The 24,800-nt window shown below is 57.4% G+C and carries 20 protein-coding genes; 19 read left to right on the top strand and 1 reads right to left on the bottom strand.

Going from position 1 to position 24,800, the window contains the following annotated elements; all coding sequences use genetic code 11:
• The first annotated feature begins 2 nt into the window (after positions 1-2).
• The 5 genes from EII14_RS04760 to EII14_RS09310 all read left to right on the top strand — a co-directional run bounded on the left by EII14_RS04760 (position 3) and on the right by EII14_RS09310 (position 6,441).
• The gene (locus tag EII14_RS04760; RefSeq protein WP_124931418.1) at positions 3-4,385 is read left to right on the top strand and encodes a cobaltochelatase subunit CobN; all 4,383 of its coding nucleotides are present in this window, start codon (positions 3-5) and stop codon (positions 4,383-4,385) included.
• A 3-nt stretch (positions 4,386-4,388) separates the two neighbouring features.
• Positions 4,389-5,084, top strand: coding sequence for a hypothetical protein (locus EII14_RS04765; RefSeq protein WP_124931419.1), 696 nt, complete (start codon positions 4,389-4,391; stop codon positions 5,082-5,084).
• A 24-nt stretch (positions 5,085-5,108) separates the two neighbouring features.
• Entirely contained in the window at positions 5,109-5,708 is a 600-nt protein-coding gene (locus EII14_RS04770) for a MotA/TolQ/ExbB proton channel family protein (RefSeq protein WP_124931420.1), read from the top strand.
• Positions 5,705-6,040 carry a DUF2149 domain-containing protein gene (locus EII14_RS04775; RefSeq protein ID WP_124931421.1) on the top strand — a complete coding sequence of 112 codons (336 nt, stop codon included), beginning with the start codon at positions 5,705-5,707 and terminating at the stop codon, positions 6,038-6,040. The genes EII14_RS04770 and EII14_RS04775 overlap by 4 nt, the downstream gene beginning before the upstream one ends.
• 236 nt (positions 6,041-6,276) lie before the next feature.
• A complete protein-coding gene (locus tag EII14_RS09310) occupies positions 6,277-6,441 on the top strand; it encodes a hypothetical protein (RefSeq protein ID WP_158608327.1) in 165 nt (54 codons plus the stop codon).
• Here the strand turns inward: EII14_RS09310 and EII14_RS04780 are convergent.
• Positions 6,429-7,226, bottom strand: coding sequence for an energy transducer TonB (locus EII14_RS04780; protein WP_124931422.1), 798 nt, complete (start codon positions 7,224-7,226; stop codon positions 6,429-6,431). The two genes, EII14_RS09310 and EII14_RS04780, sit on opposite strands and share 13 nt — an antisense overlap.
• 186 nt (positions 7,227-7,412) lie before the next feature.
• Between EII14_RS04780 and porQ the strand changes: the two genes are divergently transcribed.
• The 14 genes from porQ (at position 7,413) to EII14_RS04850 (ending at position 24,786) form a co-directional block, all read left to right on the top strand.
• Entirely contained in the window at positions 7,413-8,390 is a 978-nt protein-coding gene (gene porQ, locus EII14_RS04785) for a type IX secretion system protein PorQ (RefSeq protein ID WP_124931423.1), read from the top strand.
• Positions 8,391-8,444: 54 nt separating this feature from the next.
• Positions 8,445-9,317, top strand: a complete 873-nt coding sequence (locus EII14_RS04790) for a 4-hydroxy-3-methylbut-2-enyl diphosphate reductase (protein ID WP_124931424.1) — start codon at positions 8,445-8,447, stop codon at positions 9,315-9,317.
• A 104-nt stretch (positions 9,318-9,421) separates the two neighbouring features.
• The gene (gene mnmA / locus EII14_RS04795) at positions 9,422-10,534 is read left to right on the top strand and encodes a tRNA 2-thiouridine(34) synthase MnmA (RefSeq protein WP_124931425.1); all 1,113 of its coding nucleotides are present in this window, start codon (positions 9,422-9,424) and stop codon (positions 10,532-10,534) included.
• Positions 10,535-10,569: 35 nt separating this feature from the next.
• Positions 10,570-11,517, top strand: coding sequence for a polyprenyl synthetase family protein (locus EII14_RS04800; protein WP_124931426.1), 948 nt, complete (start codon positions 10,570-10,572; stop codon positions 11,515-11,517).
• Positions 11,518-11,522: 5 nt separating this feature from the next.
• On the top strand, positions 11,523-12,299 hold the full coding sequence (locus tag EII14_RS04805) for a TatD family hydrolase (protein WP_124931442.1): 777 nt from the start codon (positions 11,523-11,525) through the stop codon (positions 12,297-12,299).
• 3 nt (positions 12,300-12,302) lie between these two features.
• Positions 12,303-12,677, top strand: a complete 375-nt coding sequence (locus EII14_RS04810; protein WP_124931427.1) for an AraC family transcriptional regulator — start codon at positions 12,303-12,305, stop codon at positions 12,675-12,677.
• Positions 12,667-13,998: a serine dehydratase subunit alpha family protein gene (locus EII14_RS04815; RefSeq protein WP_124931428.1), complete on the top strand. Its 1,332-nt coding sequence runs from the start codon at positions 12,667-12,669 to the stop codon at positions 13,996-13,998. The genes EII14_RS04810 and EII14_RS04815 overlap by 11 nt, the downstream gene beginning before the upstream one ends.
• 576 nt (positions 13,999-14,574) lie before the next feature.
• On the top strand, positions 14,575-15,918 hold the full coding sequence (locus EII14_RS04820) for a DUF4105 domain-containing protein (RefSeq protein WP_124931429.1): 1,344 nt from the start codon (positions 14,575-14,577) through the stop codon (positions 15,916-15,918).
• A 69-nt stretch (positions 15,919-15,987) separates the two neighbouring features.
• Positions 15,988-17,589 carry an alkaline phosphatase family protein gene (locus EII14_RS04825; protein ID WP_199733876.1) on the top strand — a complete coding sequence of 534 codons (1,602 nt, stop codon included), beginning with the start codon at positions 15,988-15,990 and terminating at the stop codon, positions 17,587-17,589.
• Between the two features lie 86 nt (positions 17,590-17,675).
• Positions 17,676-21,065, top strand: a complete 3,390-nt coding sequence (gene secA / locus EII14_RS04830) for a preprotein translocase subunit SecA (RefSeq protein WP_124931430.1) — start codon at positions 17,676-17,678, stop codon at positions 21,063-21,065.
• 196 nt (positions 21,066-21,261) lie between these two features.
• Complete coding sequence (serC, locus tag EII14_RS04835) at positions 21,262-22,335, top strand: 3-phosphoserine/phosphohydroxythreonine transaminase (protein ID WP_124931431.1); 1,074 nt, start codon at positions 21,262-21,264, stop codon at positions 22,333-22,335.
• Complete coding sequence (locus EII14_RS04840) at positions 22,316-22,510, top strand: hypothetical protein (protein ID WP_124931432.1); 195 nt, start codon at positions 22,316-22,318, stop codon at positions 22,508-22,510. Before serC ends, EII14_RS04840 begins: the two co-directional genes overlap by 20 nt.
• 17 nt (positions 22,511-22,527) lie before the next feature.
• Positions 22,528-23,448: an NAD(P)-dependent oxidoreductase gene (locus EII14_RS04845; protein ID WP_124931433.1), complete on the top strand. Its 921-nt coding sequence runs from the start codon at positions 22,528-22,530 to the stop codon at positions 23,446-23,448.
• Between the two features lie 90 nt (positions 23,449-23,538).
• Positions 23,539-24,786 (top strand): DUF1015 domain-containing protein, encoded by a 1,248-nt coding sequence (locus EII14_RS04850; RefSeq protein ID WP_124931434.1) that lies wholly within the window; start codon positions 23,539-23,541, stop codon positions 24,784-24,786.
• Positions 24,787-24,800: the final 14 nt, after the last annotated feature.

The following is a 24,800-nucleotide window of genomic DNA, read 5'->3' on the forward strand; positions in this document are numbered from 1 at the left end:
ATATGGACAAGAACAAAATCAAAAAAATCATAGCCATCGGCCTGTCGGTTCTCTTCGTGGCCGTGGCCGCCACCTTCGTTTGGCGAACATGGATGGGTACGACACGAGTGGCGTTCGTAAACTTTCAGACGCTCACCCTCGGACACATAGCCAAAGCCAACGACAACGGATTTATCAGCGTCGAAGGCGTCAATGCCGACAACATCGAAGACATCGGCAAGTACGACATGGTCTTCATCAACGCCATGGGGCTGCGCATCACCGAAGCCCAACGCGCCAAGGTGCAAGATTTGGCCGACAACGGACTGCCCATCATGGCCGTCATGGTGACCAATCCGGCCAACGGCATCGTTTCGATCGACACGGCACATGTCAATAAACTCGGTGCCTATCTCTCCAACGGAGGCCGCGAGAACTATCGCAACCTGTTGCGCTACGTGCGCAAATACATCGACGGCAAATGGATCAAAGCCACCGAACCGTCGCCTGCCGTAGAACGCATCAACAGCTTGCTCTATCACATCGACCCTCAAAAGCCGGACGATGAGGAGTTGGGCTTCAACTCCGTCAAGGACTATGAGGCCTTTTTGCGGCGCGTCGGTTTGTGGAAAGACAAAGCGGCACGCATCGTCGTGACGGGCATGATGGGACAGCCGGCCGAATTGGTGGCCGAATTGGAGAAACAAAACAACGTCTACCACGTAGACAATCTCCACTTGTTCATCAAAGGCGGACACATCGACAGCATTCGCCCCTCGGCCATCGTCAATATGGCACACGGGCGCATGGGCGACGGCATCGTGGCCTACTTGGAACGGCAAAACATTCCGCTCTTCTCGCCCATCAACACCCAATCGCAAGTGGAAAATTGGGAAAAAAATCCGATGGGACTCTCCGGAGGCTATCTCTCGCAAACGGTGGCCATGCCCGAACTGGACGGCGCATTGCTGCCCTATGCCGTATTCGGCCACCAAAAGGACAAAGAGGGATTACTGCAAGTCTTCGCCATGCCTCAAAGAGTGAGAGATTTCGTCAAGACCATCAATCAATATGTCGGTCTGAAATCCAAACCCAACAAAGACAAACGCATTGCCATTTTCTACCTCAAAGGCCCCGGACAAAGCTCGCTCGTGGCACAAGGCATGGAAGTTGTGCCCTCGCTCTACAATCTGCTCAAAGCCCTCAAAGCCGACGGCTACAAGGTGGACAATCTGCCGGCCTCCCACAAAGAGCTGGAACGCATGATCCAAACGCAGGGAGCCGTGCTCGGCACTTATGCCAAAGGGGCTTTCGACGAGTTTATGAAAAAGGGCAAACCCGAACTCATCACCCGCGCGCAATATGAAGAATGGGTGAGCCGCTCGCTCCGTCCCGAAAAATACAAAGAAGTGGTGGCCGCATCGGGAGAGTTTCCCGGAGAATATCTGGCCACGGCCGACGGTCGTTTGGGCGTGCCCCGCTTGCAATTCGGCAACGTCGTGTTGCTGCCGCAGATGATGTCCGGATCGGGCAGCGATCATTTCAAGATCGTACACGGCACCGACGCCGCACCGCCCCACGTCTACATCGCTTCGTACCTGTGGACGCAATTCGGATTTGGCGCAGACGCCCTCATTCACTTCGGCACACACGGCAGTTTGGAGTTCACCCCTCGCAAACAAGTCGCCCTCAGCTCGCTCGATTGGAGCGACCGTTTGGTCGGCACGCTGCCCCACTTCTATCTGTACAGCATCGCCAACGTCGGCGAGGGCATCATCGCCAAGCGTCGCTCCTATGCCGCCCTGCAAAGCTACCTCACGCCGCCTTTCCTCGAAAGCAATCTTCGCAATGCCTATCGCGAGCTCGACAAGAGCATTCATCAATACAACGCATTGCAGCTCAGCATCACTCCCTCCGACGACCCGAAGGGTAAAAAGCAAGCCGCCCGCAACGAGGCCGCACTCCGCAAAGCCGCTCTCGACATAAAACGAGCGGCCGTGAAAATGGGCGTTCATCGCGACTTGGGACTCGACAGCGTGCTCTCGCGCCCTTATTCGGAAGACGACATTGCACGCTTGGAAACTTTCGCCGAAGAAATCGCCAACGAAAAAATCACGGGACAGCCCTATGTACTCGGAGTGGCCTACGATGCACACCACATTTCCGGCAGTGTCCACGCCATGGCGGCCGACCCCATAGCTTACAGCCTCTTGGCACTCGACAAACTGCGCAAGCGTGCCACCGTGGATTCCGAGAAACACAGTTCGGTCTTCACCACACGCTATCTCAATCCGGCCAAAGCCTTGGTAGGAAGGCTCTTGGCTAATCCCGCACTGGCCACCGACGAACTCATCTGCGCCACCGCCCACCTCACACCGGCCGAACTGCAACGCGCTCGCGACACCTATGAAGAAATGACGCGACCTGCCGGAGGCATGATGGCCGCCATGATGGCACAAGCCGCGGCCTCCAAAGCCCAATCGGGCAAGGGGCAACAAAAAGCGAACGACAAAAAGCCCTCGGCGGCCATGATGGCGATGATGAAAACGGCAAAAGCCCTCGGTATGAAGCCTCCTCACGGACATGGCGATGCCGAAGCCGCCGCTCAAAAACCGACCGACAAACAGTCTGCACCCAAAGGCCACCCCAAAGGCATGCAGGCCGACAAAAAGAAAAACGGCATGCCGCAGATGAGCATGCCCAAGCCCCGAACATTCACTCGCGAAGAAAAGACCTTTGCCTATGCCGTAATGGAAGTGGAACGCACCATTAAAAACGTGAACCGCTACGCCAACGACTTGAAGCAAAGTCCGACATTGGAAATCCAAGCCGTTCTCAATTCGCTTCGCGGAGGCTACACTTCGCCCTCGCCCGGCGGCGACCCCGTGGCCAATCCCAACAGCCTCCCCTCGGGTCGCAACATGTATGCCATCAACGCCGAGGCCACTCCCTCGGAGGCCGCTTGGGAAAAAGGCAAACAGTTGGCCAAAAACACCCTCGACCTCTATCGCCGCCGCCACAACGACAGCCTCCCCCGCAAAGTGAGCTACACGTTTTGGAGCAGCGAGTTCATCGAAACCGAGGGTGCCACCATCGCCCAAGCCCTCTACATGCTCGGCGTAGAGCCGATTCGCGATGCATTCGGACGGGTGAACGATTTGCGCCTCATCCCCTCCAAAGAACTGGGGCGTCCGCGCATCGACGTTGTGGTGCAAACCTCCGGACAGCTGCGCGATTTGGCCGCTTCCCGACTCTTCCTTCTTCAACGCGCCGTAGAAATGGCCGCAGCTGCCAAAGGCGACGACTTCACCAACGAGGTGGCCGAAGGCGTTGTCGAAAGCGAACGCGCGCTCATCGACCGCGGAGTGTCGCCCAAGGTGGCACGAGAGATCGCCGCACGCCGTGTGTTTGGCGGAGTAAACGGCAACTACGGCACCGGCATTCAAGGCATGGTCATGGCCTCCGACAAATGGAGCACCGAGCAGGAAATTGCCGAGGTCTATCTCAACAACATGAACGCCTACTACGGCGACCAAAAGAAGTGGGAAGAGGTGCAGCAACATGCCTTTGCCGCCGCTCTCACGCGCACCGACGTCGTGATACAACCGCGCCAAAACAACACATGGGGAGCTTTGAGCCTCGACCACGTCTTTGAGTTCATGGGCGGCATGAACCTGAGCGTGCGAAACATCACGGGCAAAGACCCCGACGCCTACCTCAGCGACTATCGCAACCGCAACAGGGTGCGCATGCAGGAGGTGAAAGAGGCGATCGGCGTGGAAAGCCGCACCACAATCTTCAACCCCACCTACATCCGCGAACAGATGAAGGGCGAAGCCGGTGCGGCAGGAGGATTTGAAGAGTTTGTGCGCAACACCTTCGGGTGGGAGGTGATGAAACCCAATGCCATTGACAACGAACTTTGGGACGAGATCTACAACGTCTACGTGGCCGACAAGTTCGACCTCGGCATGAGGAAATATTTTGAACAAAAAAATCCCGCCGCCCTGCAAGGCATCACCGCCATCATGCTCGAAAGCGTTCGCAAAGGCATGTGGAAAGCCAATGCCACGCAAGTGGCCGAACTGGCCAAACTCCACACCGAACTGATTGCCGACCACAAAGCCGCCTGCACCGGATTTGTGTGCAACAATGCCGCTTTGCGCAAGTTCATCAGCCAAAAGGTGGATGCCGCCACGGCGCAGACTTACCAAAAACAAATTGACGCCGCCATCGAAAGTCGGGACAAAAACGGCACCGTGCTCAAAAAAGAAGAGCAGTCGTCCATGTCGGCCGAAACACGCACCAACCTCGTCAGCGGCATCGCCGTCGGTATTGCCGTGATCGTGTTGCTCGTCGCCTTGGTGATTTTCGTGCGTCGCCGCCGTCGCAACCTCAACGATTGATCCATGGAAATCATCGTTTCTTGCCTAATGTTGGTGGTGAGTTTGAGCTTCGTGTTCAAACTCACCCTTGCACGGCCGCTCGTCGGAGCGGTCACCGTCCTTCTCGCCGTGCTCTTCACGGGCTTGGCATGGCCATGGGCTGCGGAACAGTCGAAAACGCAAATCTCGGCATGGCTCTCAGACGCATCGCTAATGACTGACCTGAGTGTCATCCTCAGTTTCGACGTGGCGACCTTGTTGCTGTTTTGCCGGCTTTCCGTTGCCCACAAAGCCCGATCGCCCCGTGCGCGCAGACTGCGGCAGGTGCTCGAATGCTACCCCGGACTGCTCATTTTCCCCGTGTTGTTCAGCCTTCTCGTCACCCTCATTTTCTCCCTCCCCGGCATGGATTTCGCCCTGACCGCATGGGGGCTTGCCGCCACATTGGGCGTTGCCATTCCGGGAGCGGCATGGCTGTTCGTTCGCCTGCTGCCCGAACGAGAGCTGCGGTTGGAAGTGCTCTTCATCCTCAACGTGATGACAGCCCTTCTCGGCATTGTAGGCACGGTCAATGGACGCACCGCCGTAGAGGCCGAAAGCAGTGTAAACCACATGGCCTTGGCCGGCGTCGTCGCACTCACCCTCCTCTTTGCCCTCATCGGCTATGTGCATTGGCGCATTCTCAACCGTAAGAACAAGCGTTTCACCCCTCGACACTAAACCCTTTTCCTTTAATTTTTCCCCATGACTTATATTTCCGACATCCTCTTTTGGATCAGCACCGGCCTTTTGGTGCCTGTCATCGTTTTGCTCATTCTGCTCTTCCTGCGCGCCCTGCTTTTGGTCGGCGGCAGTTTCGGGCAATATCTCACTTATCGCAAGGCAGAGGTTCAACTCCGCGACTCGCTCAACACGCTCACCGCCGAATCGATCTCCACGCTCGCCGAACGCCTGCCGCGCAACATGGGACTCGCCACCCCCTATTATGCCGACCTGTTGGCCGCCCAAAACGACGAGATACGCTGCGAACGCATCATCTCGCAATTTGAAATCGCTGCCGACGCCGATCTCGCCACGCCACGCACCTTGGCCAAAATGGGGCCTGTGTTGGGATTGATGGGCACACTCATCCCCATGGGGCCCGCCCTTGTCGGACTCTCCACGGGCGACATCGCCACCATGGCCTACAACATGCAGGTGGCTTTTGCCACCACCGTCGTCGGCCTCGTTGTCGGATCGGTGGGCACGTTGGGCTTACAATTCAAAAAACGCTGGTATACCCAAGATCTCTCCAATTTGGAATATATTGCCGCATTGCTCACCGCCAAAAACTCCGACCGATGAAACGCCGACGCCGATTGTTGAATACCTCCTCCGACAATGCCGACATCATGGGCACCGTAGCCAATCTCTTCGACGTGGCCATGGTCTTCGCCGTGGCACTCATGGTGGCATTGGTGAGCCGCTACAACATGACCGAAATGTTGAGCACCGAAAACTTCACGATGGTCAAAAATCCCGGAAAGGAAAACATGGAGATCATCACCAAAGAGGGTGAAAAAATCAATCGCTACACCCCCAGCGAAGACCAATCGAAAAGCGACGGAACGAAAGGAAAAAAAGTGGGCATCGCCTACGAGCTTGAAAACGGCGAAATCATCTACGTTCCCGAATAAATGCTCCGTTCCGCTCCCTTGCCCCGAGGGAGAACCGACCCATTCCCGCGCTTTCTGCTCATGGCAATCCCCTCCTTTTGTCACAACCGCAACAAAAGGAGGGGATCGTATTTTTTAGCCAACGGCAGGCGGAAGATCGAGAAACGACAGTGCGCCACACCACCTCGAAGCCGGAGAAAACTACATTGGAGCTAAAAATTTCTGCCTCTGAACTAAAAATTTCTACCTCTGAGGTAATGAAATCCATCTCCTATCCGCACGAAAAAACGGCTCAAACGGCGGTTTCATCGTCCACGCGGCTATGCCGCCCTTCGAGTGCGGCTCGTCAATGGCTCAAAGCACGAGGGGCGACAGTCGCCACCGCCGTTCGGCGACACAGCCTCTCGGCTCATTGCAGGTGAAAGGAAACGGGAATGGTGACTTTCACCGGTGTGGGCAATCCCCCTTTTCGTCCCGGCTTCCACTTCGGCATGCGCCTCACGGCATTGACCACCGATCTGTCGAGCGAAGTGTCGATCGGCTTAATCATTTCGATGTCCGAAATCGTACCGTCGATGCCCACTACAAAGGCCACTTCGGCATAGCCCTCCACTTTGCGCCGCTGCGCACTGCCCGAATAATAAACATTCTCGTCGAGAAACCGCATCAGCGCCTGTATGCCTCCGGGAAACATGGGCATTTCCTCCACCACCTCCGTGGCCGTGAGCTGCACTCCCTCTACGGGCAAATCAAGTTGGTCGGCATTGTGATGAGGGTCGGCATCCACAAGGTGCTCTCGTTCGATGGCTCGAAGATCGTCGGGACCGTCGATGCCCATCGGCACGGCGATCGTTTTTCGATTCACCACTTCGGGCGCGGCCATGGATGCTCCGGGCGTGGTTTCCACTCTCGCGGCGCGCCGACCGGCCGAAATACGTTTGATCTCAAAGCCTTTTTCGGTGGGCATGGGTTTGAGTTTCACCACGTTTTCCAATTCCACCACCACTTCCTTGACCGCACGATGATAGAAATAGCCCAAAGTGACCAAGATGCCGACCAATCCCAAAAACATCGTGCCGAGAATGATCGCCACCAAACGATAGCGACGCCCGGCCTCTTTGCGGAGGACGTAGGCGCCGTAGGCTTTGTTGCGACCCTCGAAAACGAGTTCGCACCATTCTTTCGATAATAAAGGAAAACGACTCACGTTGTTGTTGAATGGTAGTCCGGTTTCGGAACAGAAACGAGGCTTCGCCCCACAAAGGGAAGCACACGTCGAAAAGGGCAAGACAAAATGCCCGAAAGCTCTGCGTTTATACGTTGATTTTCGGGGCAAAATTACGCCCAAAATATAAAATAAGTAGTACCTTTGTCCCACTATTTTATCCGTATAATGAAAAAAACGCTAATTACCCTCCTCTTTTTCATGACCCTTTCCACCCTTTGGGGACAAGAGAGCACCTCGGCCTACGGCATTCTGAAACTTCCCGTTTCGGCTCATGCCACCGCCTTGGGCGGCGAAAACCTATCGGGACTTGATGCCGATCCGGGCACCGTGCTCCACAACCCCGCGCTGTTGGGCAACGTGACCCACAACACGCTGGGGCTGTCGTTCATGTCTTATGCCGACGAGGGGAAATGGATGGGAGCGCAATATGTGCGTGCTTTCGGCGAACGCCACACCGGAGCCGTCTTTGCCCAATACATGGGCTATGGCGACATGATTGAAACCGACGCCGAAGGGCACACGCTCGGCATGTTTTCGCCCAAAGACATCGTCGCCGGAGTGGGCTACGGCTATTTGCTCACCGATCGCTGGTCGGGAGGTGCCAATCTCAAAGCGGCCTACTCCTCGATAGGCATGTATGACGCGGCGGCACTGGTCATTGATCTGGGTTTGAACTACTACGACGAAGACAACGACATCAGCCTCTCGTTTGCCGCACGAAATCTCGGCGCGCAAATCAAAAGCTACGCCGGACGCACCGAAACCGTGGCACACTCCTTACAGATCGGATACAGCAAAGGGCTCGAACACATGCCCCTGCGCATCCACCTCACCCTGACCGACCTCACACGTTGGAACAAGCGGCACTACTACCTGTCCGGCGATCGGCCAATGGGCTTCGGCCGCCTCGCGCTCAACCACTTGGTCGTGGGAGCCGATTGGTTGCTGTCGAACGCCGTGACCCTCTCGGCAGGCTACAATTTCCGCCGGGGCTACGAACTGAAAGCCGCCGGACTGTCGCATGCCGCCGGGTTGTCGTTGGGAGCGGGATTGACGCTCTCGAAAATGAAGTTCAACCTCGCTTGGGCACAATACCACAAATCGCAATCGGCTCTGATCGGCACGTTGGCCTACACCTTTTAGCCCCCGACACTCCTACACGAGCCGCCCCCTCATTCATTTTCCACAACTCTCCCCATGCTCAACATAGAAATCGACGAAGGATCGGGCTTCTGCTTCGGCGTGACCACCGCCATACGCAAAGCCGAAGAGGAGTTGGCCTCGCGCGAACCTTTGGCCTGTTTGGGCGACATCGTCCACAACGGCCGCGAATGCGACCGCCTGCGCGAACGCGGTCTGAAAACGATAGACCACGAAACCTTCCGACACCTCAAAAACACCAGAGTGCTGCTCCGTGCCCACGGCGAGCCACCCTCCACCTATGCCCTCGCCAAACGCAACAACATCACCCTCATCGACGCCACCTGCCCCGTGGTGCTCAACCTGCAACGGCGCATCAAAAAGGTATATGACGAAAAAGAAAATCCGCAAATCGTCATCTACGGCAAACACGGACACGCCGAGGTGCTCGGCCTCGTCGGGCAGACCAACGGCGAGGCAATCGTCGTTTCCGACATCGAAGAGATAGACAAAATCGACCTCACGCGAAACACCTATCTGTTTTCGCAAACCACCAAGCCGCTCGAAGGCTTTCAAGCCCTCATCGACTACCTCCGAACCCACATCCAACCACCGGCCGAGTTTCACTATTTCGACACCATCTGTCGCAGCGTGTCCAACCGCCTGCCCGGTGTGCAAGCGTTTGCACGCCGCCACGACGTGGTGCTGTTCGTCTGCGGTTTGAAGAGCAGCAACGGTCGCGTACTCTTTGAAGCCTGTCAGCAAGTCAATCCCAACACCCATCTCGTGGACGACCCGGCAATGCTCCGCCCCGAATGGTTCGCAACGGCCGAGAGCGTCGGCATCTGCGGCGCCACTTCCACTCCCAAATGGCTCATGGAGCGATGCGCAGAGCAGGTGCGCGCCTTTGAACTTTCCGGCAAGGGCTGAACATCGCACTCTCCGCTCCCCTCCCTCCCAAACGGCAAGCATCCGCCTCGGAAACGGCAAAACGCCCGCCCCTCCTTTTCTCACCCCACCAAGCCCCTTTTCTCATGAACATAGCCCTCCTTCTCTCCGGCGGCGTAGACAGTGCCGTAGCCACACACCTGCTCATGGAGCGAGGTCTGCGCCCCGATCTTTTCTACATCAAAATCGGCATGGACGGCGACGAAGACCTCACCTGCACCGCAGAGGAAGATCTCGAAATCTGTCAGGCCGTGGCACACCGCTACGGTCTGCCGCTCCAAACCATAGATTTGCAAAAAGAATACTGGGATCGCGTCGTCAGCTACACGATGGAGCACGTGCGCCGCGGACTCACGCCCAACCCCGACGTGATGTGCAACCGCCTCGTCAAGTTTGGAGCGTTCGAAGAGAAAGTCGGACATCAATACGACCGCATCTGCACCGGCCACTACGCCCGCTGCATTCGCGACAACGAGGTGTTTTGCGACAGTCGTGCGTCCGAAACTTTCGACCTCTCCTCCCACCACGTATGGCTCGGCACCGCCCCCGATCCGGTGAAAGACCAAACCGATTTTCTCGCACAGCTCGACAGCCGGCAGGTGGAGAAAATTATGCTCCCCTTGGGCGGACTGAAAAAGGACGAAGTTCGCCAAATCGCCCTCGACAACCGCCTCGCACCGGCACGCCGCAAAGACTCTCAGGGCATCTGCTTTTTGGGAAAAATCAACTACAACGACTTCGTGCGCCGCTTTTTGGGCGAGCGCAAAGGCGATGTCCTCGAAATCGAAACAGGCAAAAAAATCGGCGAGCACAACGGCTACTGGTTCCACACCATCGGTCAGCGCAAAGGGCTCGGACTGGGCGGCGGCCCGTGGTTCGTGGTCAAAAAAGACTTGAACGAAAACATCCTCTACGTCTCCCACGGCTACGACAACCTCCTGCAATACGGCCGCTCCTTCAACCTCGCCGGTTTCCACTTCATCACGGGCGATCCGTGGCCGAAGGAAGGCACGTTCGACATCACCTTCAAGGTGCGCCACACCGACCGCCGGCGCGTGGGCACCCTCACTCGCACCGCCGACAACACCTTTCACATCGACGGCCGCGACCCCATTCAAGGCATCGCCCCCGGCCAGTTCGGCGTGGTCTACTCTCCCGACGGCCGCGTCTGCATCGGATCGGGCGAAATCAGTCTGTAAGCTCCACTTCTTTTATCCCCTCAAAACTCCACCCCATGCTCTCAAAAATAGAAACCGCCATTCGCCGACTAAATCTGCCCTCGCAACCCGAAGGACTTTACGAACCGATAGAATATGTGCTCTCAATGGGCGGAAAGCGGTTGCGCCCCATGCTGCTGCTCACGGCCTACTCGCTCTATCGCCCCGACTGCGAACGGGTGATGAACGCCGCCATCGGCATTGAGACCTATCACAACCACACCCTCCTGCACGACGACCTGATGGACAATGCCGACGTGCGCAGAGGCATGGCGACGGTACACAAAAAATGGAACGACAACACCGCCATTCTCTCCGGCGACACCATGCTGCTGATCGCCTATCGCCTCATCAACTCCGTCGCCGCCCCACGAACGGGCGAAGCCTTGGAGCTCTTCACCGAAAGTGCCATCAAGATTTGCGAAGGACAGCAATACGACGTGAACTTTGAAACCCGAAGCGACGTGAGCGAAGCGGAATACATCGAGATGATCCGCCTCAAAACCTCTGTTCTCCTCGGCTGTGCCGCCAAAATGGGCGGTCTGCTGGCCGACGCTCCCGCCGCCGACTGCGAAACGCTCTATGCCTTCGCCGAAAAAGTGGGGCTTGCCTTCCAACTCCAAGACGACTACCTCGACACCTTCGGCGACCCGGCCGTGTTTGGAAAGAAGATCGGCGGCGACATCCTTTGCGGCAAGAAAACGTTTCTCGTTCATGCCGCCGTCGCACGCATGAATGTGTCGGAAAGAGATGAGTTGCTCACTCTTCTCAACCGCACCGACCTGCCGGCCGAAGAGAAGATAGCACGCGTCACGGCCATCTATCGCCAACACCAAGTGCCGGCCGCCTGCGAGGCGCGCATCGCCGCTCTCTTTGAAGAAGCCGAAAAAACACTGTCCGCCCTCAGCGTCGATGCCGCTCCCTTGTGGAAATATGCCGAAACACTGATGAAACGAGAGAAATAGGCATGATTTTCATCGACACCCACACACACCTCTACGCCGAGGAGTTCGACGAAGACCGCGCCGAGATGCTTGCGCGCGCCACGGCCGCCGGAGCGGAAATCCTGCTCCTGCCCAACATCGACGCCAACAGCGTGGGGCCGATGTTGGCCATGTGCGACGAGTGGCCGCAGCTCTGTCGCCCCATGCTCGGACTGCACCCCACCGAACTGCCGCCCGACCCCACGCCCCTGCTCGACCAAATGGAGATGATGCTCTCCGTCAAGGGCAATCCCTATGTGGCGGTGGGCGAAGTGGGAGTGGATCTCTATTGGGACGCATCGCGCCGCGAAGAGCAAATGGCCGCGTTCAAACGGCAGGCCGGGTGGAGCATCCGCTTCGACAAGCCGCTCGTGATACACAACCGGTCGGCACACGCCGAAATCATAGAGGTGCTCACCCCTCTGAAAAGCCAACTGAAAGGCGGCATTTTCCACTGCTTCGGCGGCAGTGCGCGCGAGGCCGCGGAACTGCTGGATTTCGAGGGTTTCATGCTCGGCATCGGCGGCGTGGTCACGTTTAAGAAAAGTACGCTTCCGGCCGTGCTCGAAACCACCGTTCCGCTCTCGCGCATTGTGCTCGAAACCGACGCCCCCTATCTCACGCCACACCCTCATCGGGGCAAGCGCAACGAACCGGCACATCTGCCTCTCGTCATCGCCAAACTGGCAGAAATCTACCAAACCTCGCCCGAACACATCGCCGCCGTCACCACCGACAACGCCCGACGTCTCTTTCGCCTCTGACCCATGTCCTATCTCGACCATTTCAGCCCCGACCGCGTAGCGCGCATCCACATCGAAGTGCTCCGCCTCTTGCAGGTCGAACGCCTCTATCGCGACGCCGACACCACCGCGCGCCGCTTGGCCGAAATCATCGGTTGCGACCACCGTGCCATCAGTGCCGCCGTGTCGCTCTCGACGGGCGGCAACTTCTCCACGCTGCTTGCCAAAATACGCATACAAGAGGCCTGCCGTCTTTTGCGCGACGAGAAGTACGCCTCTCACAACCTCGAAGAAATCGGTCTGCTCTGCGGCTTTTCGTCGCGCCAATCCTTCTACAACGCATTTTCAAAAATCATGGGCGGCACACCCCGACAATATCGACAACGCCATGCTTCCTGACCACCTTCGCCAAGACATTCTCGCCCTCGTTCGGCAACAAGTGGTGCCGGCCATAGGCTGCACCGAACCCATCTGTGTGGCACTGGCCACGGCGCGCGCCACCGAACGCCTCGGCACACTCCCTGCCCGAATCAAAGCCCGCCTCAGCCCCAACATTCTCAAAAATGCTATGGGCGTCGGCATCCCCGGCACCGGCATGGTCGGCCTGCCCATCGCCATTGCCCTCGGCGCATTGGTCGGACGCTCGGCCTACGGACTCGAAGTGTTGCGCGACTCCACACCCGCCGACGTCGAGGCCGGAAAACGCTTCATCGACGAAGGACGCATCGCCATCGCCCTTGCCCACGACACGACCGAAAAACTATACGTCGAAGTCACCGTCAGCGACGAAACGGGGCGTGAAGAACGCGCCACCATTGCTCGCGAACACACCAAATTCGTGGACTGCGACTCGTCTTTCGGCACGGAGCCACCCTCGGAAAACTGCCCCCTCACCCCCCACGTTTCCGACGCCGGCAGCGGCGGCAACGAGCAACAGAGCCACGACAGCGACATCGGCGCACGGCTCAACCTCCGCATGGTCTACGACTTTGCCACCACCTCGCCCATCGAAGAATTGGCATTCATCAACGAGGCCGGCACGATCAACATGCAGGCCTCAGCCCTCTCCCTCAAAGGCAACTACGGCCACAGCCTCGGCAAAGTGCTGACCCGCCCCTTGGGGCGCGGCATCATGGGCGACAACATCTTCTCACACATCCTCTCGGCCACCTCCTCGGCCTGCGATGCGCGCATGGCCGGCGCAATGATCCCCGTGATGTCCAATTCGGGCAGCGGCAATCAGGGCATCTGCGCCACCAATCCCGTCATGGTCTTCGCCGGCGAAAACCACAACACAGACGAAGAACTGACGCGCGCCCTCATGCTTTCGCACCTCACCGCCATCTACATCAAGCAGCACCTCGGCACTCTCTCCGCCCTTTGCGGCTGCGTCGTGGCCTCCACAGGCAGTGCCTGCGGCATCACTCTGCTTATGGGCGGCAACTACGACCATGTGGCGGCGGCGGTGAAAAACATGATCGCCAACCTCACCGGCATGATTTGCGACGGCGCAAAGCCCTCTTGCGCGCTCAAACTGACATCGGGCGTTTCGACGGCCGTCCTCTCGGCCATGCTGGCCATGCAGGGCGAGTGCGTATCGTCGGTGGAAGGCATCATCGATGACTGCGTGGACAAGAGCATACGCAACCTTGCCGAAATCGGCAAAAACGCCATGAACGAAACTGACCGAAAAGTACTCGACATCATGACAAGCAAATAAACCCGCCGCCGAGCTGAAACTACATGGGAAGAAGAAATTGCTACGCCTTAGGTAGAAAATTCGGCCTCTGAGGTAGGCGTTTCTACCTCAGAGGCCGTGAGCGCGGCGACCGTCGGAGCGGGAGAAAATGGGCTTTCTCGCGCGCACGCGCGTGTACCTTGTTATTGCATTTTGCCTTCACTGCCTCCGCAAAAAGAGATAACCGACTGTAAGTCAAAACAATATTAGCGAAGGCAAGTGAAGGCAAAACGAAAATCCAGTTTGCAATCGAATGAAAATCACGGAGTTGCGGCTCATTTTTGCTTTCACCGCCCTCGAAAGGGGCTGTTTTCGCGCGGAAGAGGTGAAAGGAGGTGAAGGCAAGAGGGGGCTTTTGCCTTCACCGTAGAAGTTATGATTTTCAACAAGTTGCGATATTCCCAAAAAGTTTGCCTTCACTTGCCTTCGCAAGAAACGCATTGAAAATCAATGGAAAAAGAGCTTTTGCGAAGGCAAAACGGTAAAACAACAAAACCGGGGTGAAAATTTGGGGTTTCGCCCAATAGTCAGTATCTTTGCCAAGCAATATTGTAGACCATGAAATTCGTGTTTCGCCTGCTTTGGTTATGGTTGCTGCTGCCTGCTTTGGCAACAGCCCAACGTTCGTATACCCTGATCGGAGCGGATGAAACGGCCGACTCGATGCGTGTGAGCCTGCTCACCTGTGCACCCGGCCACAAGATATGGCGGCTCTACGGACACACCGCCGTGCGTATCGACAACCCGAAGGAACACAAAAACGACCGGGTCTACAACTATGGGCTGTTCTCTTTCGGCAAGCCCGACTTCTTGGTGAAATTCATTTTCGGACTCACCGATTACAGCATGGGCAGAGAGAGCACCGCGCTCTTCCTCTCGACCTATCTGAACGACGACATGCCCGTCACCCAACAAGTGTTGAACCTCACGCGCCAACAAGCCGAACACCTGCAAGGGGAGCTGGACGCCGTGTTGAACGACAATGGGTTTGAACGCAAGACCATTGTGACGGAAAGACTCGACGGAACGCCCGACACGCTCGTGGCCGATGTTCCGCATTGGCACTACCGCTACAATTTTCTCTACGACAACTGCACGACAAGAGCCGTGGAAGCCATTGTGAGAGCCGTGGAGAGCACGGGAGAAAAGATCATCTACCCCTCGCTCGAAATAAGCAGGCAGACCGTCACGCAGCGCGAGATGATACACGAGTTTACGGCCGGCAGCCCTTGGAACGAACTGGGGCAAGACTTTCTGCTCGGCCCCGAAGTAGACCGGCGACACTCGATACGGCAGATGACGACGCTCAACTTCCTGCCCGTCTACGCACAAAATTTCTTTGCCGGCGCGCTCATCAAAGGGCGTGACGGACGGACGAGATCCCTTGTGAGCGAAACCGAACCGCTGTTGCCTTTCGTGGGCAAGAACCGTGCGGAAAGTCGGTCGCTGTCGCCATCGGTCGTGTTTTGGACGCTGTCGGGCTTGGTCGTGCTGCTCACCCTCGGCGACTTGCGTTCGAGAAAGAAAAGCCCGATCACCCGGCGGGCATGGCGGATTTGGACAAATGCTTTCGACACGGTTTTCTTTATCGGCATGGGACTGGTGGGAATGCTGCTGTCGTTCATGGTCATTTGGAGCCAACATCCCGCCGTGGGTACCAACTGGTTGCTCACCATTTGTCACCCCCTCCTGCTCCTCCACGCGGCTCTCCGCCCCCTCATTCGCCGGCGGTGGCAGCGCGATCCGGGCGCATTGCTCATGGCGGCGGGAGCGGCACTGTATTTTATGGCACTCTTCGGCGGCTGGCAGCATTTTCCGAGTTCTGCCACCGCTTTGGCATTGATTTTGCTCATACGGAGTTTGGCATCGTTTTTCACCACCGGCCGCGAAGCACGCGCCTGAACGACCGCGCCGACACTCCCCACAGCTACCACCGCAACAAGTTTTTGGCACACAAAGTTTTAAGCACGCATGACGCATAAACACAACCTTCTTCTCTCCCTCATCACCGTGATGAGCATTTTGGCTTCGACAGAGGCCAAAGGGGCGCGCACGTCGGAGAGCGAACGAGAGGGCGGCGTGCCGAGATTGGTGGTAAACATTCTGATCGACCAGCTCCGAACGGACTATCTCGAAGCCTTCGCACCGCTCTACGGCGTCGACGGCCTGCAACGGCTGCTCAACGAAGGGCGCGTCTACACACAGGCCGAATATCCGCTTGCCCACCCCGATCGGGCGTCGGCAGCAGCCACCGTCGCCACCGGCACTTCGGCGGCCGACCACGGCATCGTGGCGTGGAGATGGATGAACCGCGAAACGCTCCGCCCCATGGTGAGCGTGCAGGACTTCAACGTCAGAGGCCGCTACACGGTGGAGCGGTTTTCACCACGCTGGCTCAACGTCAGTACCATCGGCGACGAACTCAAAGTGGCCACTTCGGGCAAGGCACAGGTCGTGGCAATTGCTCCCGACGCCGACGCCGCCATTTTCTCGGCCGGACATGCCGCCGACCAAGTCATCTGGCTCGACGACAACACCGGCAACTGGGCTTCGTCCTCCTACTACGGCGACTTCCCAAAATGGGCGGAGCATCGCAACGTGTATCAGAACATTGAGGTGCGGCTGAAAACCAAAGTTTGGCAACCGCTCAACGAACAGGTGGGCAGCTTCTCCTATTTTCTCACGGGAAAACACCACAAATCTTTCTCCCATGACTTTCGCGGCAACGACCGCTTCCGCTCGTTCAAAACATCGGCACTGGTCAACGACGAAGTGACGGCCGCCGCCATAGCCGCCCTCCACGGCACTTCGATCGGACAAGACCTCACCACCGACTACCTCTCCGTCACCCTCTATGCCGGCACGCACCGACACCGGCCGGCCTCCGAATGTGCACTCGAACTGCAAGACACCTACGCCCGCCTCGACCGCGCCATAGCCCAAATCGTGGCGATGACGGAGCAAAAAGTGGGACGCGGCAATGCCTTGTTTGCCGTGACCTCCACCGGTTACACCGACGAGGAAACGCCCGATCTCTCCCGATACCGCATCCCCACCGGCACGTTCGACATGCGCCGCGCCACCGGATTGCTGGGCATGTATCTCGTGGCCGTCTACGGACAAGGCGACTACATCGAAGCCACCTACGGCAACCAAATCTATTTCAACCACCGCCTGCTCGAAGAACGACAAATCAACGTGTCGGAACTGCAAGCCCGCGCACAAGACTTCCTGCTCCAACTCGCCGGCGTGAAAGACGTTTACACCGCCCACCGACTGCTGCAAGGGGCGTGGACGCCGGGCATATCACGCATCAGAGGAGGCTTCCACCAACAACGATCGGGCGACATCACCCTGCAAATCATGCCGGGCTGGCGCATCGTCGACACCGACCACCAACAGACGAAAACGGCCGGCGAGTCGTTTATGGCGTTCCCCATCATTCTCTATGGTGCCGGCATCGAACGCAGCGTCATCACCACGCCCGTCACCGTAGACTGCATTGCTCCGACCCTCTCGAAAGCCATGCGCATCAGGGCACCGAATGCTTGCGGAAAAGCCCCACTCATCTGACCGCACCCTCCAACGGTGCATTTCCACGTCGCACCACTCACGCGACAGCCAACAAGCATTCACCACCTTAGAAACAAAACAACCAAATGGATATCAATAAATTTCTCTCCAAAATCTTCGGCAGCAAAGCCAACCGCGACATGAAAGAAATTCAGCCGTGGGTGGAAAAGATCAAAGCCGCACATCTCGACATTCAAACGCTCGACAACAACGCCCTGCGTGCCAAAACACGCGAACTGCAACAAAATATTCAAAATTCGGCCGCAGAACTGAACGAGAAAATCGCCGAGCTGAAAAACAAGATCGAGGAGACGCCCATCGAAGATCGCGCAATCATCTTCAACCAAATCGACAAACTCGAAAAAGAAGTGCTCGAACGCATGGACGTGGCACTCGAAGAGGCATTGCCCGAAGCCTTCGCCATTGTCAAGGAAACGGCCCGCCGATTTACCGAAAACGAAACGCTCCTCGTCGATGCCACCGACTACGACCGCGAACTGGCCGTGACGAAAGACTTTGTCGAAATATCGGAAGACGGCGAGCATGCCATCTACCACAACCACTGGACGGCAGGCGGAAACGACCTGAAATGGGAAATGATCCACTACGACGTGCAGTTGTTTGGCGGCGTGGTGCTCACACAAGGCAAAATCGCCGAAATGGCCACCGGTGAGGGAAAAACCCTTGTCGCCACCTGCCCCGTGTTTCTGCGCGCCCTCGCCGGACGCGGCGTACACGTCGTCACCGTCAATGACTACCTCGCCAAACGCGACTCCGAATGGATGGGACCGCTCTACCAATTCCACGGTCTGAGCGTGGACTGCATCGACAAACATCAGCCCAACAGCGAAGCGCGCCGACGGGCATACAACGCCGACATCACCTTCGGAACGAACAACGAGTTCGGATTCGACTACCTGCGCGACAACATGGCCATGAAGCCCGCCGACCTCGTGCAGCGAAAACACTACTACGCCATCGTCGACGAGGTGGACTCCGTATTGATCGACGATGCCAGAACGCCGCTCATCATATCGGGTCCCGTGGAAAAGGGCGAAGACCAAATGTATGAGCAATACCAACCGCTTGTGGAAAGACTCGTGGCCGTTCAAAGAAAATATGCCACCGAGCAACTCACCGAAGCCAAACGCCTCATCGCAAGCAACAACAAGGAAGATCAGGAGAAAGGCTATCTCGCCCTCTACCGCTCCCACAAAGCCTTGCCCAAAAACGGCCCGCTCATCAAGTTTCTCTCCGAACCCGGCATCAAAGCCGGCATGCTCAAAACGGAAGAGATCTACATGGAGAACAACAACCGACGCATGCCCGAAGCCGTCGAACCGCTCTATTTCGTAGTGGACGAAAAGCAGCGTTCGTGCGACCTCACCGACAAAGGAACGGCGTGGTTGGCCAACGAGGTGAAAAACGACGAACTCTTCGTGTTGCCCGACATTGCCGGACAGCTCTCGGCACTCGAAGCACAAAAACTGCCCGACGAAGAGCGAGTGGCGAAAAAAGACGAACTGCTCTCCGAATATGCCATCAAGGCCGATCGCGTGCATACCTTGCAACAGCTGCTCAAAGCCTACTCCATGTTCACCCTCAACGACGACTACGTCATACAAGACGGACAGGTGAAAATCGTAGACGAATCCACGGGACGCATCATGGAAGGCCGCCGTTGGAGCGACGGGCTGCACCAAGCCGTGGAAGCCAAAGAACACGTCAAGGTCGAAGCCGCCACGCAAACCTTTGCCACCATCACGCTCCAAAACTACTTCCGCATGTACCACAAGCTGGCCGGCATGACCGGTACGGCCATCACCGAAGCCGGAGAGTTTTGGAATATCTACAAGCTCGACGTGGTGGAAATACCCACCAACCGCCCCATCCAGCGCAACGACATGAACGACCGCGTCTACAAGACGCAACGCGAAAAATATAACGCCGTCATCGAGGAGATCGTAAAGATGCGCAACGCCGGACGCCCCACCCTCGTGGGAACCAGCTCGGTGGAAATCTCCGAGTTGCTCAGCCGACTGCTCGACCTGCGTCGCATCCCCCACCAAGTGCTCAACGCCAAACTCCACCAAAAGGAGGCCGACATCGTGGCCATGGCCGGACAGAGCACACCGGGCAAAATCGTCGAAACCGACGAATACGGCGAAAAGATCGAACGCGAAGGCCTCTTGGGAGCCGTGACCATTGCCACCAACATGGCCGGACGCGGAACAGACATCAAGCTCTCCGAAGAGGTGCGTGCCGCCGGCGGTTTGGCCATCATCGGCACCGAACGCCACGACAGTCGCCGCGTCGATCGTCAGCTCCGCGGTCGTGCCGGCCGTCAGGGCGATGTGGGCAGCTCCGTGTTCTACGTTTCGCTCGAAGACAAACTCATGCGTCTCTTTGCCTCCGAACGCATCGCCTCCATGATGGACAAACTCGGCTTCAAAGACGGCGAAATGATCGAGTCGGGCATGATCAACAAGAGCATCGAACGCGCACAGAAGAAGGTGGAAGAAAACAACTTCGGCACACGCAAACATCTCTTGGAGTATGACGACGTGATGAACAAACAGCGCACCGTCATCTACGAAAAGCGACGTCACGCCCTCATGGGAGAACGCATCGGCATGGACATTTCCAACATGATCTGGGATCGTGTCATCGACATCATCGACCATTGCGACTATCCCGGCTGTGTAGACAGATTTATCGAAATCTTTGCCATGCAGGTGCCCTTCACCGAGGAGGAATACAACTCCGCCAAGCGTGAAGACCTTTACGAACAGGCTTTCGACGCCGCCATCACCACCTTCCGCCGCAAAACGGAAGCGATGCGCGAAGTGGCCGTGCCCGTGATCAAACAGGTGTACGAGACGCAAAGCGAACAGTTTGACAACATTCTCGTGCCCATCACCGACGGCAAACTCGTGTTCAACATCCGCGTCAGTCTGAAAGAGGCTTACGAAACGGAATGCCGCAACGTGGTGCGAGAGTTTGAGAAAACCATTCTCCTCCACAACATCGACGACTCTTGGAAAGAAAATCTCCGCCTGCTCGACGAGTTGAAACACTCCGTGCGCAACGTGTCGTACGAACAGAAAGATCCGCTCGTGGTCTTCAAGATCGAAAGCGTGAAGCTCTTCGACGACATGGTGAACGACATCAACAACAACTCCGTGGCCACGCTGATGCGCGCTCGCATTCCCGTGGCCGCACCCGAAGAGGTGCAACAGGCCGCGCCCGAACCCGACCAACAAACGCGCTACACCGAGTCGAAACAAGAACTCGACAGCGCGGGCAACAGCATCGACGGCGGCGACAGCGACATGGCGGCGGCAGCGCAACAAGACACGCACAGCCGACAGCCCCAACAGCCCATTGTGAAAAACAAACTTCCCAATCGCAACGACCCTTGTCCGTGTGGTTCGGGCAAGAAGTTCAAGCAATGTCACGGCAAAGGCATCGTCTGATCCGAAGCCTCCGCCCGCGGCCATTCAAGTCTCATTGAGTAAACATTGCCTCTCATGAGAATCCGACACACACCACATCCGAAAAGGTCTTGGTTTGCGTTCCACACGCAGGCCGAGACCTTTTTGGCATTTTCGGCCGGACTTCTCCGTTTCATACGTTATCCTTTTTTCTATCACTCAAAAAACACACGCCACCATGAAAAAGTACAATTTTGGCGCAGGCCCCTCCATTCTTCCCCAACAAGTCATTAAAGCCACCGTCGAAGCCTGCACCGACTTCGACGGCCTCGGCCTTTCGCTCATGGAAATCAGTCACCGCACCAAGAATTTCCAAGCCGTCATCGACGAAGCCGTCGCTCTTGTCAAAGAGCTGCTCAACGTGCCCGAAGGTTACAGCGTTCTCTTCTTGGGCGGCGGTGCTTCGACCCAATTCTGCTACGTCCCCTTCAATCTCATGGAGAAAAAGGCGGCCTATCTCAACACCGGCGTCTGGGCGAAAAAAGCCCTGAAAGAAGCCAAACTCTTCGGCGAAGCGGTGGAAGTGGCTTCGAGTGCGGACGCCAACTACTCCTACATACCCAAAGGCTACGACATCCCGACCGATGCCGACTACTTCCACATCACGACCAACAACACCATCTACGGCACCGAACTGCATACCGACATCGACAGCCCCGTGCCCGTCGTGGCCGACATGTCGAGCGATATATTTTCGCGCGTCATCGATGTAAAGAAATATGCCCTCATCTACGGCGGTGCGCAGAAAAATCTGTCGATGGCCGGTGTCACTTTCGTTATCGTCCGCAACGACATTCTCGGCAAAGTGAGCCGTCCGCTCCCTACGATGATCGACTACCGCACACACATCGACAAGGGCAGCATGTTCAACACACCTCCCGTCGTGCCCATCTACACCTGCCTGCAAACTCTCCGCTGGATTAAGGAAAACGGCGGTGTTCCGGCGATGGAAAAATTGGCTCGCGAGCGTGCCCGGCTGCTTTACGACGAAATCGACCGCAACCCCTTCTTCCGCGGCACCGTCACCGACAAGGCCGACCGCAGCTACATGAACATCTGCTTCGTCATGGCCGACGACAAACAAGAACTCGAAACCGAATTTCTCGAATTTGCCACCTCGCGCGGCATGCACGGCATCAAGGGACACCGCAGCGTGGGCGGTTTCCGCGCTTCGACCTACAACGCCATGCCCGTTGAGGGCGTCGAGGCACTCGTCGCAACGATGCAGGAGTTTGAACGCCTCCACTCCTAACGCCACACTGCCCTTCTCCGCGCCGCTTGCGGTTGTCGGGGAGGGGCAACGGCCGACCGCCGCCTTCATTGAGACGTTTCGCCCCACGCCCTCGTCTTTCCACCCACATTTCGGTTGCCGCGCTCCCCATTCCGCCCCACGGCGCGACCGACGGAGCCGACATTTCCTCTCCTAACATCGTCACCTCACGCCATGAAAATACTCATTGCCACCGAGAAACCCTTTGCCAAAGTTGCCGTGAACGGCATCAGAAAAATCATCGAAGAAGCCGGCCACGAATTCGCCCTTCTCGAACACTACACCGAAAAATCCCAACTTCTCCAAGCCGTGGCCGATGTCCATGCCCTCATCGTCCGCAGCGACATCATCGACGCCGAAGTTTTCGCCGCCGCGCCCCACCTGCAAATCGTCGTGCGCGCCGGTGCCGGCTATGACAACATCGACCTCGCAACGGCCACCGCCCGCAACGTGGTGGTGATGAACACCCCCGGACAGAATGCCAATGCCGTGGCCGAACTCGTTTTCGGCCTGCTGCTCTACAACGCCCGAAAGCATTTCGACGGCAAGTCGGGCTATGAACTGAAAGGCAAACACATCGGCATCCTCGCCTACGGCAACGTGGGCAAAAACGTGGCACGCATCGCCAAAGGCATGGGCATGGAAGTGTCGGCCTACGATTTTTTCAACCGCATTGAGCTTATCGAAGCCGACGGCGTTTATGCCCACCACAATCGCTACGACCTCGTGGCCAAATGCGACATTGTGAGCCTGCACATACCCGCCACCCCCGAAACGGTGAAAAGCGTAAACCGGGAGATGCTCGAACTCATGAAACCCGGTGCCATTCTCGTCAACACCGCCCGTAAGGAAATCATCGACGAGCCGGAGCTGCTCGCCCTCTTCAAAGAGCGCACCGATCTGACCTACATCACCGACATTCGTCCCGACCTGCACGATCAATTTGTCGAAGCACTCGGCGACCGCTACTTCGCACCGCCCAAAAAGATGGGTGCCCAAACGGCCGAAGCCAACATCAATGCCGGCCTTGCCGCAGCCCGACAAATCACGGCATTCTTTGCCACGGGTTGCACCACCTTTCAAGTAAACAAATAGTTTGCCGAGCCATTGTCGCGTTCTCTTTCTCTGCGAAGGAGAACGACCGGCTCGGCCGTATGCTTTCACACACACCTTAAATCTACGACCATGCCCCGCATCAAACCCTTCCGCGGCATTCGGCCGCCCCGGCACCTCGTTGCCGCCATCGCCTCTCAACCCTACGACGTGCTCAACTCCGAAGAAGCCCGCCTCGAAGCCGGCGACAACGAGAAGTCGCTCTATCACATCATCAAGCCCGAAATCAATTTTCCCCCCGGCACTTCCGAATACGACGAACGCGTCTATGCCTCCGCGCGCGAGCAGCTGCAACATTTCCTCAAAGAGGGCTGGCTCGTGCAAGACGACACCGAGCGATACTATCTCTACGCGCAAACCATGAACCGCAAGACGCAATACGGCATCATCGTCTGCGCGCACGTGGACGACTACAAAGACGGCCTCATCAAAAAGCACGAACTCACCCGCCGCGCCAAAGAAGACGACCGCATGCGCCACATCAACGCCACCGACGCCCACATCGGTCCGGCCTTTCTGGCCTATCGCCACAACCCCACCCTGCTCGCCCTCATCGAGCGCATAGCCGCCGGTGTGCCCGAATACGACTTCATCGCCGCGCCCGACGGTTTCGGCCACAAACTTTGGCTCATCGACAGCCCCGAAGACATCGACACCGTCACCCACGAATTTGCCGCCATGCCCTGCCTCTACATCGCCGACGGACACCACCGCAGTGCCGCCGCCGCACGCGTGGGTTTGGAGCGTGCCGCCGCCAATCCCCACAACACCGGCCGCGAAGAATACAACTACTACATGGCCGTCTGCTTCCCGGCCGAGCAACTCACCATTCTCGACTACAACCGCGTCATCGCCGACCTCAACGGACTCACGCCGAAGGAGTTTCTCGACATGCTCAACGACAACTTCCTCGTCGAGGAGCGCGGCACGACACCCTTCCGCCCCTCTCGTCCGCATCAGTTTTCGCTCTATCTCGAAGGCCTTTGGTACAGCCTCGACGCCCGTCCCGGCACCTACGACCCGACCGATCCCATCGGCGACTTGGACGTAGACATTTCTTCGCGCCTCATTCTCGACGAAATCCTCGGCATCGGCGATCTCCGCACCTCCGACCGCATTGATTTCGTGGGAGGTCTGCGCGGTCTTGAAGAGTTGAAACGCCGCGTGGACAGCGGCGAGATGAAAGCCGCCCTTGCCCTCTATCCCGTTTCGATGGAGCAGGTGATGCGCATTGCCGACACCGACAACATCATGCCGCCCAAGGCCACGTGGTTTGAGCCGAAACTCCGCTCCGGCATCGTCATTCACGCCATTGAGTGAGCCGCGCCGCAGTC

Source organism: Alloprevotella sp. OH1205_COT-284 (genome assembly GCF_003859795.1).
Taxonomy (GTDB): Bacteria; Bacteroidota; Bacteroidia; order Bacteroidales; family Bacteroidaceae; genus Alloprevotella.

Coding starts and splice junctions, on each gene's coding strand:
- EII14_RS04850 (WP_124931434.1), top strand. CDS start 23,539: ATGCCCCGCATCAAACCCTTCCGCGGCATTCGGCCGCCCCGGCACCTC.
- EII14_RS04775 (WP_124931421.1), top strand. CDS start 5,705: ATGAAACGCCGACGCCGATTGTTGAATACCTCCTCCGACAATGCCGAC.
- EII14_RS04810 (WP_124931427.1), top strand. CDS start 12,303: ATGTCCTATCTCGACCATTTCAGCCCCGACCGCGTAGCGCGCATCCAC.
- EII14_RS04825 (WP_199733876.1), top strand. CDS start 15,988: ATGACGCATAAACACAACCTTCTTCTCTCCCTCATCACCGTGATGAGC.
- EII14_RS04820 (WP_124931429.1), top strand. CDS start 14,575: ATGAAATTCGTGTTTCGCCTGCTTTGGTTATGGTTGCTGCTGCCTGCT.
- EII14_RS04765 (WP_124931419.1), top strand. CDS start 4,389: ATGGAAATCATCGTTTCTTGCCTAATGTTGGTGGTGAGTTTGAGCTTC.
- porQ (WP_124931423.1), top strand. CDS start 7,413: ATGAAAAAAACGCTAATTACCCTCCTCTTTTTCATGACCCTTTCCACC.
- EII14_RS04815 (WP_124931428.1), top strand. CDS start 12,667: ATGCTTCCTGACCACCTTCGCCAAGACATTCTCGCCCTCGTTCGGCAA.
- secA (WP_124931430.1), top strand. CDS start 17,676: ATGGATATCAATAAATTTCTCTCCAAAATCTTCGGCAGCAAAGCCAAC.
- EII14_RS04770 (WP_124931420.1), top strand. CDS start 5,109: ATGACTTATATTTCCGACATCCTCTTTTGGATCAGCACCGGCCTTTTG.
- mnmA (WP_124931425.1), top strand. CDS start 9,422: ATGAACATAGCCCTCCTTCTCTCCGGCGGCGTAGACAGTGCCGTAGCC.
- EII14_RS04800 (WP_124931426.1), top strand. CDS start 10,570: ATGCTCTCAAAAATAGAAACCGCCATTCGCCGACTAAATCTGCCCTCG.
- EII14_RS04790 (WP_124931424.1), top strand. CDS start 8,445: ATGCTCAACATAGAAATCGACGAAGGATCGGGCTTCTGCTTCGGCGTG.
- EII14_RS04760 (WP_124931418.1), top strand. CDS start 3: ATGGACAAGAACAAAATCAAAAAAATCATAGCCATCGGCCTGTCGGTT.
- EII14_RS09310 (WP_158608327.1), top strand. CDS start 6,277: ATGAAATCCATCTCCTATCCGCACGAAAAAACGGCTCAAACGGCGGTT.
- serC (WP_124931431.1), top strand. CDS start 21,262: ATGAAAAAGTACAATTTTGGCGCAGGCCCCTCCATTCTTCCCCAACAA.
- EII14_RS04845 (WP_124931433.1), top strand. CDS start 22,528: ATGAAAATACTCATTGCCACCGAGAAACCCTTTGCCAAAGTTGCCGTG.